This is a genomic window from Bacillus sp. EU52, from assembly GCF_037964975.1.
Classification (GTDB): Bacteria; Bacillota; Bacilli; order Bacillales; family Bacillaceae; genus Bacillus; species Bacillus subtilis.
Window position 1 is genome coordinate 2160298 of sequence record NZ_CP150177.1, and the last position, 11650, is coordinate 2171947.

Sequence of the window (11650 nt, forward strand, 5' to 3'; positions counted from 1 at the left end):
TCACCGAAACATGCACAAACTACACTTGATATTCCGTCTCCGGATTATCCGTCTTATCAACAATATTCTATCAGGGAGTGATGTTGACATGAGTTATAGAAACCGATTAGATCAGCATTCTGAACTGTTTCATCACAATTGGACGCGGCCTAAACGTTCTAAGTCTCAAGTAAACGGTCACACTGAAATGTCCCAAACCAACATTATATTGAGAAGCAACGCGAAAGCTCACCGTTGGTAACGATAGAATAGGGCTGAAAGATGAAAGAAGACGCATGCAGAGCGTCTTCTTTTTATGCGTTTTCTGTTTTCTTGCGCTGCGGTCTTACTTTTGACCAGTATTGATAATAATCCGTTTTAATAAACCCGTTAAAGAGTTTTCGTTTCTTCGTTGCTTTTCTGCCATATGCTTCCTCAAAGTTTTCATTTGATGTCAGCATATACACAGACCAAGTATCAAGCGGCTCGAACGCCTGCCCCATTTCTTTGTACATCTGCTCAACGGCTTTTTTCTCGCCGAGACGCTCTCCATATGGCGGGTTGCCGACAATTACGCCAAATTCCAGATTTGTGGTAAAGTCTTTGACCTGCATCTGTTTGAACTGGATTAGATCTCCCAATCCTGCTTCCTCTGCATTTTCTTTTGCGATTTGAACCATGCGGTGGTCTATGTCGCTAGCGAAAATTGTAAGCGGCTGATCATAATTTGCCTTTTCTTCGACTTCAAGCCGCGCTTTGTTCCACAGATCTTTACCGATCCATTCCCAATCCTCTGAAACAAAATCGCGATTGAATCCCGGGGCGATGTTTTGGCCAATTAGCGCCGCTTCTATCGCGATTGTTCCGGAGCCACAGAAAGGATCAACAAACGGGCGGTCCGGCGTCCAATTGGTTAATTGCACCAAAGCGGCAGCAAGTGTTTCTTTAATCGGCGCACCGCCCTGATCGACACGGTATCCTCGTTTGTGAAGGCCTGTCCCTGATGAGTCCAGTGTAATCAAAGCCTGATCTTTCAATAAAGAAATTTCGACTTTATACTCGGCACCTGTTTCTTCAATCCAATCATTGGCTTTGCCGGACTGCAGCTTGAGCTTTTCGACAATTGCTTTTTTGACGATCCGCTGACAGTCGGGAACGCTTGCAAGTGTTGATTTTACCGATTTTCCGATGACAGGGAATTTCCCGTTTTCAGGTATAAATGAGCGCCAGTTAATCGCTTTCGTTTTTTCAAACAGTTCATCAAATGTTTTCGCTTTAAAAGAAGCAACCTGAACCTTTATACGGTCGGCTGTTCTAAGCCAAAGGTTCGCACGGCAGATGGCAAGTGCATCACCTTCAAAAATAACTTTCCCGTTATCAACCTTGCATTCGTATCCTAAATCTCGTACTTCCTTTGCGACAACAGCTTCAATGCCCATCGGCGCCGTTGCAATTAGTGTATACTTCTTCATCGTATCACCCTGTCTTTTAAAACTTTTCTCTTTTCAAGATAAAAGCTCTCCTTATACGGGAGAGCTTGTTTTCATCATTTTAAATGTAAGTGGTCTAACGTTCTGTAAGCCATGTTTTGTTCCGTCGTACTGCAAACGGCTCATCACCTCGTACTCAGGCGGCAATCATCTATCTACAGAAAGCATTCTGTCCTTCTCTCCGTTGAATTCCGTTAAGAAGGTTCCCCTACCAAAATTTGGGTTTCTCGCTCGAGGGGTTTACCGCGTTCCACTCTCACCATTTCTAGTGAGACTTCGTCACTGTGGCACTTTCAAGGATACTCAGCCATATCCGAAGACGTAGGCTTTTTTCCTGCCGTCAGCCTCTAAAGACTGCCCTAGCTTATGACTTCGCTAGGCACGAACACTACGGGCATCTCAGCACCGTGCGAGCATGGACTTTCCTCTACAGATTCAAGATCTGCAGCGATTACCCGAACGTTAAGAACATGAATTATTATATAACAACTGATTACAATTTACAAGCGCCATTTTTTTCAAGCGTGATCAATCATAAAGTTTGCTGCCAAAAACGTGTTTTTCTAAGTTAGACAGCCGTTTTAAAATATCAAAGTTTGTTGTGTTAGATTGCACAGGCTGTTTTTTGCTGGCTTCTTCAAGCTGTTTTTTCAGCTGCAGATTTTCCTGCTGCAGTTCTTCAATTTCTTGATGGAAGGTTTCATAATCCTTAATAATCATATCTAAAAATTTGTCAACGTCTTCTTGCTTGTAGCCTCTAACGCCTGTTTTAAATTCTTTTTCCAAAATTTCTTTCGCAGAAAGCTTTACTTTATCAGCAAGCATCTTTTTCACCTCGTATCGTGAATCATCACATATATTTTTTCAGAAATCTGTACGGTTGTCAAATTTCTCTCTCTTTGTTAGTAGCTGTCTTCCTCCACTGTCACTCTCAAGTCATCCATTGTAATAAAGTAGATGGGATAGCTATCCTGTTCGCGCCTTTTTTCCGCTGTCCCAAGCATATACTTAGGGGAGCCTTCCTTTTCCGGGTCATATAAAAGCAGAAGCCCGTCGGACTTATCAATGAAGAACTGATTTTTTTGTTTGAATTGAAGCGGGCTTTCATAAGGACGGTGAGTCAGGCTTGCTTCATAGTCTGCCTGAGCCAGAACTGCTTCATACTGTTCCTTATTCGGTTCTTTCCAGTTCTTTTCCTGCTCGTAAAATGGTGTGATGACAGCTACCTTTAAGTCAGGGTATTCCTCCTGCAAATCATATGCAACTTCTGCCGCCCACAGCTCAACTCCAAGCTGGCCCGAAATTAAAATCCATTCTAATCCTTCATCCAAAAAAGCAATCAGCCGGTTCTTAATGGCTTTTTTTATGTAATACAGCGCCTTGTCATCCTGCTTAAATATCCCCAGTTCAAACGGTTTATAGCCCGTTATTGCCAATACTTTCATCATTTCACCTGCTTTAAAAAATGGGGCTCCCGTGGGCCCCATTTGTTGTGCTGCATTGTTTACACCATCAAGCTGCACGTTTTCCATACTAATAGTCGCAGCAAGGTTTTCCTGCTTGAAAATGCTGATGCGTAGCCGGGTCAACATTTGAGAAAGTGTGTGGAAAGTAGTGAACGTGCTGAAAATGCTGGTGGTTTACGTTTGTTGTATGCTGTGGGTGAATGTGCGGCACGATAGTCTTCGAAAACGTATGGTGTTCACAGCAATGAGTAGGATGGACAATTGGCGCCATCATATGCGGTCTGCAGTGATGCATGATAAAATCCCCTTTCCATAAACTTTATTACAATACTAAGCTATGAAAAATAAGGGGTACATGTTCTGATGCAAAGACCTATTTTAAAAGTGTGCAATTAAGCTGTCTTTAAAGTTTGAAAACACAAAAGCAATCAAAAATACCACAACAAAGAACAAGTAAAAAACACCCTTATACATACCAACTCTCCCTTTAAAAATAACTAACGTCATTTTACAGGATTCGCCGCTATTCTACAACAAAATCAATGTGAATTCAGCAAAAAAAATTCATGGCGAAACAAGTCGTCTTTTGCGCTTTCCCGGGGAATATTTAAGAGGAATATTTCCTCTTCAGCCGGGCAATTCTCACATGCAGTTTTTCAGTTTCTTTCTCTGATAAGCATGCCGCATCGCTAAGCAATTGCTCTGCTATTTGCAATGCTTTTCCGAATTCTTTTTTCTTATGCTCAAAATATTTCGCGAGCTCTATTACAGCAGCGTATCTGCACTTCTGGTTTTGCGAGCGGGACAGCTTTTCCCAAAGCGGCACTGCTTCTTCCAAGCGATTTTGTTTTTTGTACAGGAGCGATAAATCCAGCCGTGCACTGTCCTGGTCCTCAAACGATTTTTCTATAAGCCTTTCCAACTGCTTGATCGCTTGGTCCGTTTCTTTATGAGCCATAAACCATTTCGCCATAGCATAGGCTTCACTGTGTTCTTTTGGCGCATGTGATTCTGAAAGGATTTTTTTAGACATATGGATGTACAATGAAATGAGTGATAACACATCCATTTCATTATGATGCAGGACACCTTTTAAAAGATCCGGCTCTTGCGCCTTGATAAAATGAAAGTAAAGCATTGGCGCCAAGTAGCCCGGTGTGTCTTCTAGCCTGCGGATGCCGAGCTCCTCTTTTTCAACCGTGCCAAGAGATACACGGTCCATTTTGTGTTTCCACAGGCGTCTAGCTCCATGCAAAAGATCAAAGTGGCCAAACTCCGGAAGCTTCGGAAGTCTGTCACGGATCAAGGTGTGCCTTGTTTTCACCTGCGGCCAATCAAAGGCTTTGCCGTTGTAGGTCACAAGTGATGTAATGTCAACCTCGCTTAAAAAGCTTTGGTACAAGGCGACTTCGTTCCCCGGTTTGGGCAAAAGATGCTGTTTGACTGTCACTCGGTCTTCATATACTCTCGCATGCCCAAGCAAAAAAATGGTATTCCCAGCTCCACCCCCAAGACCGGTTGTTTCTGTATCAAAGAAAAAGAGGTTGTTTTTGTTATACCCTTTTGCTGACAATGTATGCGACAGGCCGCTTTGATTCCACAGTGTGATCACTTCCTCAAGCTCAGAAAAGCTGTATAACCCATGGCGGTGAGAAAGCGGATATTCTACTTCTCTGATGAGGCAATATTCATCTTCGAAGATGAAAGGCTTCATGCCAAAAGCCTCCCACTCTTCTAAAAACGGGATGTCATCAAAGTGGTTTTCTTGTTTGCCTGCTTCTATTTTTTGTTCTCCTTCGTCGAGCGCCATGTGCTTTTTCATCCGTTGGAGTTTCCCTTTTAATGACATATCCGGCCTCCCTCCTTACGACATTTGATCCAACAGCTGCAAAATTCTTTCCTTTGCTTTTATCCCTTCTATTTCCGTACCTATACAAGACGGACAGCCGTCATGACAAGGACAATGTGTAATCAGTTGTTTCGCCGCTTCATTAATGTCTGAAAAACGTTTAAAGACTTCCTCCGCCAAACCGATACCGCCCGGATAATGATCATATAAAAATATGGTTGACAATCCGGTATGGGCTGCTTTAATTTGAGAAACAACATGAACATCATTTCGATCACACATGATATACACAGGGACAATATGCTGCAGCACATTCGAGATGCCAAGAAGCAGCTGTTCCAGTGTCTTTTCCCCGATGTCTTCATCCGCTGTTTTGATTTCGAGCCAAGCTGCACTTGTATGCAGTTCTTCTTCCGGCAAATGAATAGGTCCAGACCCAATATTTTCAAAAGTGGTCATTTTTATTTTTTTAAAAATGGTCGGCAGGGCATTGACAGTGACGTCTCCGTAGTGCAATGACGTACGGCTTTTTTCTTTCGTTTTATCGATTTCTAATACCTTCAGCTGAACTGCCAGGTTTGCATCCGTATAATATTCGACATCGACTTTTCTGACATACGCCTTTTTATGGTCCCAATCGAGCTTCTCAACTTGATACTGAACGCCTTCATGCAAATAAATCGCTTCATCATGCAAAAGCGTCATCGCACTAAAACGGTCCATTTCACCGATAATCCTTACATTTGCAATATCCGACTGATCAACTATCACGACATTTTCCTGGGAGGCGGAACGCAAACTGATGTTTGAAGCAGGGAACGACTCACTTGCCCAATGGTACCGTTCGCCGTTGCGGTGAAGAACAGCCTCTTCCTCAAGATACTCAAGAATATCACTGACTTCCATGGGTCCAAATTCTTCATCAGCTCTAAAAGGAAGCTCATAAGCCGCACACTTTAAGTGGTCTACTAAAATAATCAAATTCTCCGGATTGATTCTTGCAGATTCAGGCGAACGATTAAAGAAATATTCAGGATGCCGCACAATATATTGGTCAATCGGTGTTGAATTGGCTACCATGATAATCAAAGATTCACCGTGTCTTCTGCCGGCTCGTCCCGCCTGCTGCCAAGCACTTGCAACACTTCCGGGATACCCCGTCATTACACACACTTGCAGCTGGCCGATATCAACACCAAGCTCTAAGGCATTCGTACTGACCACTCCTAAAATGTCGCCTTCTCTCAGGCCTTTTTCGATTTCTCTTCGCTCTTTCGGCAGGTAGCCTCCCCGATAGCCTCTGATTGATTTTGTTCCAATCTCTTTTTTCACAAGCTCCTGAATATGGCTTAAAATAATTTCCACCCGAACTCTGCTTCTGGCAAAAACAATGGTCTGCACTTTGTTTTTAAGGAACTCTTTCGCCAGTTCATTCACTTCTGCGGTTGCGCTCCTTCTAATATTGAGCGGTTTGTTCACAATTGGCGGATTGTAAAACACAAAATGCTTGCGTCCGCTCGGTGCGCCGTTGTCATCGACCAGCCGCATCGGGTTACCTGTCAGCTGTTCTCCCAATTCCTTTGGGTTGGCAATTGTTGCGGAAGTACAAATAAAAACCGGATCACTTCCATAAAACCGGCAGATCCGCTTTAGCCGCCGGATCACATTTGCCACATGGCTGCCGAACACACCTCGATACGTATGAAGCTCATCGATGACGATATACTTAAGGTTTTCAAACAAACTGACCCATTTCGTATGATGCGGTAGAATGGCAGAATGCAGCATATCGGGGTTTGTAATGACAATATGACCTGCTTTTCTCACCTTTTGTCTGATTGCCGGAGACGTATCCCCGTCATATGTAAAGCTTTTAATATCAATGCCCATTTCATCAATAATTTCATTTAGCTCGCTCTTTTGGTCTTGTGCCAGCGCTTTAGTCGGAAATAAATATAACGCCCGGTTTGTTTCATCTTGGGCGATGGACTGCAGGACTGGGAGGTTGTAGCATAACGTTTTTCCTGATGCTGTTGGCGTTACGGTAACGATGCTCTCTCCTTTTTGCACATATTGAAAAGCGGAATATTGGTGAGTATATAGTTCATCAATGCCCCTTTTCGAAAGGGCCGCTTTGATTCTCTCGTCTATACTTTCGGGCATAGGCCTTGTTTTTGCTTCCCGAGGCTCAATTTCATGCCAATTCACAACGTTTTCATTTCCTTTTAAATCAGAAATGAGTTCAGTCAGTGATTTCTTTTTCATTCTTTACACCTCTTTGTCAAGTACAGTTTACCGAATATTTGTTTGCATGGCTAGGTGCAAATTTTATACAGTTGAATAAAAAAAGCAAGGCATACGCCCTGCTTATTTCGCTTTTATTGTAAGGAGCTTTGATTCGCCTTTACGAGCAGCCTTTTCGCCTGCCGGTACAATTGATCCTACAGCCTCACCATTCATTATAACGATTGGGATGACTGTGCTGCTCGCTTTTTCTTTTATTAATTCCAAATCACATGTAATCAGCGGGTCACCGACCTTCACTTTATCCCCTTCTTTAATGTGGGCAGTAAATCCTTCTCCGTTCATATTAACTGTCTCCAGCCCGACATGAATTAACAGCTCAATTCCCGAGCGAGTCCGAATGCCAACGGCGTGTTTGGTGTGGAAAATCTGAATGACTTCACCTTCAGCGGGAGATACGATTTCACCGCTAGAAGGTTCCACCGCTATTCCTTCTCCCATCATTTTCTGTGAAAAAACAGGGTCCGGCACATCTGACAGGTCCATTACTGTACCGTCTGCCGGAGAATAAATAACCTCTTCTGTCACCTTTTCCTGAGTTTTGCCCATTCCGAATAATTTTTTCAGCAATGTATTTTCTCCCTTCTCATTCACTTCAACCGTTATCCCTTCATTCACCACTATTTAACCACACTTTCAATTTTGCTTCAATTTATAACAACATCTGGCATAGACGCATAATCTGGTTAAAAAAGGCGGTGGCGATATTGGAATTCCATGATGACAAAAAGAACGAACTGCAAAAGAAAGAAGAAATCATAACGGAGGCAATCGACACTCTTTTTCAATCCTCAGCGTTCGGCAACCTTATAAACGGATTTCAGAACCTAATCAACTCGAGTTTAAAGGATGTGCAGACGACCATACATGTCAGAGAAAGAGATACTGGGCTGTATATCGATATTACCATTCCGGCGACGTTTCGAGATGGCGAGATCGTCGTTGATGTTAAATCGAGGTATCTCCATGTAACACTCCAAGAAAAACAGAAACACCAAAATGAGGCTACCTTTACAAGCATGACAAGAACGGTTCAGCTGCCTTATGAAGTTCGCCAAGAAGATATGGAAACGTCTTGGAACGAGCAGACAATGACACTTTTCTTTCCAAAAAATAAGCATGAATGAACGATTCATTCATGCTTCTATCATTTAAAAAAGCTGGTAAATCCCTTTATTAAAGATCCGACCTGATTCATTGCACTCATTACTTGACCTGTCGTATCCATCATTTTATTAAAATCAAATTGCCCATTGGCTTTTTTGAACTGCGACATAATGCTTTGAAATTGTGAAGGCTGCTGTTGATTAGGCCTTGGGATAGGATAAGGGTTAGAAAATACAGGCGGCTGCATAGGCATAGGCTGGATCGGAGCATAAGGCTGATAATAATCCTGCTGTCCATAATGCTGCTGAGGCAGTTGTTGCTCTAAATAACCGGGTGCAGCCTGCTGATAATATCCTTGCATATGCTGAGGATAATAATAGCCCATTTGCCGAGGATAGCTTCGAGAGCTCCCGTTCATTGCGATTCCCCCTAAACACAACATATTTCTCTTCTATATATGTATGAATGACTTCTATTGTTTGTGTCACAAGTGATGATTAGCATTTGTCAAATTGTGTCGAAAGTTTAAATTTTTTAAAAACAGAAAAAAGTCGAATCATTATGGTACCATATTTTCAATACAGATGAGAGGGGATGCACCATAATGAACGTATCATACTTAAGCAAACGTTTTGCAGAAATGAAGAAATATGAAACAGACTGTATGAATAAACTGATGGACTTTGCCAAGTTCCTCTATATTCAAGGACATCTCAGCATAACTGAGTTTCGTAACAGTATGAAGGTTCTCGAAGCAAATGGAGCAGAAAGCCCGGCATATGAGATGAATTAACGTCCGGCCCCCTATAAAAACGAAAAGAAGACAGCCTTTTACCGGCTGTCTTCTCTTGCAATTTCATCCTTTACTGCGTGCAATGTATAAAGGACTGACTCAGTGATGTCCTTGAATCGTTTTTTATGAATATGATGAACATAAGATTGAAGGACCAATTCCAGGAAATTATCCTTTACGGCCTCAATTTGCTCTTTATGCACATATTTTGGCCGGCGGACTTTTATCAATTCAAGAGCACCCTCTGCCCAGCGAGCAGCCAGTTCATCATTCTCTTCAACTGCAGGCTTTATCGTCTCAAAAAAATCATAAGAATGATTACTGTTTTTTCCTTCCTGATACCGATCAGCGCCTTTTTCAGCAACTTCAATCATTTGCTCGGTCATTTCCAGCAAAGTTTGTGATAGCAATATCTTTCACCTCAATGCCTATCGTACCAAATTTCACTCGCAAATTCAGCCGATGCGGTATACCTTCTCAAACGCATACCTGTGTTCAGGCGATTGATACAGCTCATTTATACAAATATGAAGATCTATGATTTCTTCTTCCAGCACACTCAGGCGATCGTTTTCCGTTTCCCGCATCTCAGCCTCTAATGCATTTACAGAATGATTCAGGCTTTGCTCAGCTCGCGTTAATTCATCTTCTATATCAGAAAGCATACGGAGAATATCTGTCTTGCATACATAACCGGACATTCGTGTACCTCCCTTTCTTGTCTCTCCCGGTTAACATTCTTTGCTCTCAAGGCTCTTTCCTTCCTCATGACAAAACTAGAAGCAAATCGCCAAACAAACAGGTATTCCACGAAAAGCTGAAGTTTTCGACAAAAACACCCGCAAAATTGTATGATCCTCCTCGTTAATGCAAACGATACTTGTGAGGAGGTGCCGTATGAAAACAAGACCGAAAAAAGCCGGCCAGCAAAAAAAGACTGAATCAAAGGCAATCGATTCTTTAGATAAAAAATTAGGCGGCCCGAACCGCCCTTCTACGTAAGAAGCAAGGAATTTCCTTGCTTCTTTATTTTTTCAGCCACTGCTCCACCGCAAAAAGCGCATGAAGCTGGCGCTTTTTATGTAAATACCAGTCTGTCAATTCAATCTGCTTCGGCAATTCCTCGCGCCTAAAGAACGTTTTCTTTATCTTTCCATGAAACCAATCTGTTTTCGTTCCGTCTAATGAGTGGATTAACTCAGGGTAGCATGTCCTTAGCATAGGAGATGTTCTTTTTGTAATCCCGATCATCTTTTCCATATCAAAACGGGAACCTGTGTGCGGCACTGTGTGCAAAAAGTGATAAAAAGAGGAGAACAATTCTGGCTTGAACAGCAATTGAGACAGCTGCTTTCCCAGCCTTATCCTTTCCTCCGCCTTTGAAAAGCGTTTCACTGAAATGCCGTAAAAAAACCCATTTGAGGAAGGAAAAATAACGGTGTTAAAATGAAACCAGTCACTTAAATAAAAAGGAATCGTGTCAAAAACATTCTTTTTAAACGAAGGATTTTGTATAATAGGTGTTTGGATAGTGTTTTGTTCATTTATAATGAGGGCATACATTAGCCGCTCCGTATTTCGCTCATGCCAAAAACGGGTCCATTCTTCCGACATAAATTGCGAGACGCCAAACACATGCAGCAGATGAAACAGCGGCTTCCCAACTCTTTTTGACCAGTGGTATAAAAGAAGCTGCGGATAGGCATCCGAAAAAATAAGCCAGTTCGCTCTTTCATAGGCTAAAAAGAACCATTTTTGCTGTCTCTCACGGAGTCCAAGCTGAAACAGACTGCCTTTTAAGTCAGTCATTGACCAGCCGGCATTACGAGAAACGAAAGAAGCCAAGAGTGACCATTTGATTTCCGGATGACGGTCGTAAAATGCTTTATAAGCATTTGTTCTTGAAATGTTATCCGCGTTTTTTATTTTTGTCTGCCGCTCAATCCGGCTCAGAAGCTTTCTAATGGTCTGTTGTTCTTGCACGTTCATTCACTTCCGTCATGATTAGTTTAATAAGGAGGATGAGAAAGTGATTCGGTATCCTAACGGAAAAACATTTCAGCCGAAACATTCGGTTTCATCCCAAAACAGTCAGAAAAGGGCCCCGTCTTACAGTAATCGCGGAATGACCCTCGAAGATGACTTAAACGAAACGAATAAGTATTATCTGACAAACCAAATTGCCGTTATACACAAAAAGCCGACACCTGTTCAAATTGTAAATGTCCATTATCCAAAAAGAAGTGCCGCAGTGATTAAAGAAGCTTACTTTAAACAATCATCGACAACAGACTACAATGGGATTTACAAAGGGCGGTATATTGATTTTGAGGCGAAAGAAACGAAAAACAAGACCTCTTTCCCCCTGCAGAATTTTCATGACCATCAAATCGAGCACATGAAGCAGGTAAAGGCTCAAGACGGTATTTGTTTTGTTATTATATCCGCTTTCGACCAGGTTTATTTTTTGGAAGCCGATAAGCTGTTTTATTTCTGGGACAGAAAAGAAAAAAACGGCAGAAAATCAATTCGAAAAGATGAGTTGGAAGAAACAGCTTATCCGATTTCTCTTGGATACGCACCCAGAATTGATTATATTAGTATTATTGAACAGCTTTATTTTTCGCCATCATCTGGTGCGAAAGGTTGATTAACGAAAGGT

General features: G+C 42.1%; 17 protein-coding genes and 1 other RNA gene. 5 read left to right on the forward strand and 13 right to left on the reverse strand.

Translation table 11 applies throughout. The features are described 5' to 3' along the window. Positions 1 to 88 precede the first annotated feature (88 nt). Positions 89 to 241: a YpzG family protein gene (locus tag NSU05_RS10850; RefSeq protein ID WP_010327933.1), complete on the forward strand. Its 153-nt coding sequence runs from the start codon at positions 89 to 91 to the stop codon at positions 239 to 241. A gap of 52 nt (positions 242 to 293) precedes the next feature. On the opposite strand, the gene NSU05_RS10855 is transcribed toward NSU05_RS10850, so the two are convergent. The 9 genes from NSU05_RS10855 to NSU05_RS10895 all read right to left on the reverse strand — a co-directional run bounded on the left by NSU05_RS10855 (position 294) and on the right by NSU05_RS10895 (position 7658). After that, positions 294 to 1451 (reverse strand): class I SAM-dependent RNA methyltransferase, encoded by a 1158-nt coding sequence (locus tag NSU05_RS10855; RefSeq protein ID WP_009967571.1) that lies wholly within the window; start codon positions 1449 to 1451, stop codon positions 294 to 296. A gap of 100 nt (positions 1452 to 1551) precedes the next feature. After that, positions 1552 to 1932, reverse strand: an RNA gene (gene rnpB, locus NSU05_RS10860) — RNase P RNA component class B. Positions 1933 to 1997: 65 nt separating this feature from the next. Next, entirely contained in the window at positions 1998 to 2294 is a 297-nt protein-coding gene (gene gpsB, locus NSU05_RS10865; protein ID WP_003225629.1) for a cell division regulator GpsB, read from the reverse strand. 77 nt (positions 2295 to 2371) lie between these two features. Beyond that, entirely contained in the window at positions 2372 to 2914 is a 543-nt protein-coding gene (locus tag NSU05_RS10870; protein WP_029726791.1) for a DUF1273 domain-containing protein, read from the reverse strand. A gap of 88 nt (positions 2915 to 3002) precedes the next feature. Then, positions 3003 to 3230 carry a spore coat protein CotD gene (cotD, locus tag NSU05_RS10875; RefSeq protein ID WP_010886551.1) on the reverse strand — a complete coding sequence of 76 codons (228 nt, stop codon included), beginning with the start codon at positions 3228 to 3230 and terminating at the stop codon, positions 3003 to 3005. An 83-nt stretch (positions 3231 to 3313) separates the two neighbouring features. Then, positions 3314 to 3442, reverse strand: coding sequence for a hypothetical protein (locus NSU05_RS10880; RefSeq protein ID WP_003230707.1), 129 nt, complete (start codon positions 3440 to 3442; stop codon positions 3314 to 3316). A 100-nt stretch (positions 3443 to 3542) separates the two neighbouring features. Further along, complete coding sequence (gene mrfB / locus NSU05_RS10885; protein ID WP_003230703.1) at positions 3543 to 4784, reverse strand: metal-dependent exonucleaseMrfB; 1242 nt, start codon at positions 4782 to 4784, stop codon at positions 3543 to 3545. Positions 4785 to 4799: 15 nt separating this feature from the next. Then, the gene (gene mrfA / locus NSU05_RS10890; RefSeq protein WP_038429202.1) at positions 4800 to 7049 is read right to left on the reverse strand and encodes an ATP-dependent helicase MrfA; all 2250 of its coding nucleotides are present in this window, start codon (positions 7047 to 7049) and stop codon (positions 4800 to 4802) included. A 102-nt stretch (positions 7050 to 7151) separates the two neighbouring features. After that, on the reverse strand, positions 7152 to 7658 hold the full coding sequence (locus NSU05_RS10895) for a PTS glucose transporter subunit IIA (protein WP_015483368.1): 507 nt from the start codon (positions 7656 to 7658) through the stop codon (positions 7152 to 7154). Positions 7659 to 7795: 137 nt separating this feature from the next. On the opposite strand from NSU05_RS10895, the gene NSU05_RS10900 reads away from it, so the two are divergent. After that, positions 7796 to 8215 (forward strand): Hsp20/alpha crystallin family protein, encoded by a 420-nt coding sequence (locus NSU05_RS10900; protein WP_004398640.1) that lies wholly within the window; start codon positions 7796 to 7798, stop codon positions 8213 to 8215. A gap of 20 nt (positions 8216 to 8235) precedes the next feature. On the opposite strand, the gene NSU05_RS10905 is transcribed toward NSU05_RS10900, so the two are convergent. Next, a complete protein-coding gene (locus tag NSU05_RS10905) occupies positions 8236 to 8613 on the reverse strand; it encodes a YppG family protein (protein WP_004398696.1) in 378 nt (125 codons plus the stop codon). 186 nt (positions 8614 to 8799) lie between these two features. On the opposite strand from NSU05_RS10905, the gene NSU05_RS10910 reads away from it, so the two are divergent. After that, entirely contained in the window at positions 8800 to 8988 is a 189-nt protein-coding gene (locus tag NSU05_RS10910; protein ID WP_003230690.1) for a YppF family protein, read from the forward strand. Between the two features lie 38 nt (positions 8989 to 9026). On the opposite strand, the gene NSU05_RS10915 is transcribed toward NSU05_RS10910, so the two are convergent. Both NSU05_RS10915 and NSU05_RS10920 read right to left on the reverse strand, forming a co-directional pair. Next, a complete protein-coding gene (locus NSU05_RS10915) occupies positions 9027 to 9398 on the reverse strand; it encodes a YppE family protein (protein WP_003246080.1) in 372 nt (123 codons plus the stop codon). A gap of 45 nt (positions 9399 to 9443) precedes the next feature. Next, positions 9444 to 9689: a YppD family protein gene (locus NSU05_RS10920; protein ID WP_004398488.1), complete on the reverse strand. Its 246-nt coding sequence runs from the start codon at positions 9687 to 9689 to the stop codon at positions 9444 to 9446. A 196-nt stretch (positions 9690 to 9885) separates the two neighbouring features. Between NSU05_RS10920 and sspM the strand changes: the two genes are divergently transcribed. After that, positions 9886 to 9990 (forward strand): acid-soluble spore protein SspM, encoded by a 105-nt coding sequence (gene sspM, locus NSU05_RS10925; protein WP_003225606.1) that lies wholly within the window; start codon positions 9886 to 9888, stop codon positions 9988 to 9990. Positions 9991 to 10014: 24 nt separating this feature from the next. Here sspM and NSU05_RS10930 read toward each other — a convergent pair whose 3' ends face one another. Beyond that, entirely contained in the window at positions 10015 to 10977 is a 963-nt protein-coding gene (locus tag NSU05_RS10930) for a DUF2515 domain-containing protein (RefSeq protein ID WP_015251830.1), read from the reverse strand. Positions 10978 to 11017: 40 nt separating this feature from the next. Here NSU05_RS10930 and recU point away from each other — a divergent pair, with 40 nt between their 5' ends. Then, positions 11018 to 11638: a Holliday junction resolvase RecU gene (gene recU / locus NSU05_RS10935; protein WP_004399067.1), complete on the forward strand. Its 621-nt coding sequence runs from the start codon at positions 11018 to 11020 to the stop codon at positions 11636 to 11638. Positions 11639 to 11650 lie beyond the last annotated feature (12 nt).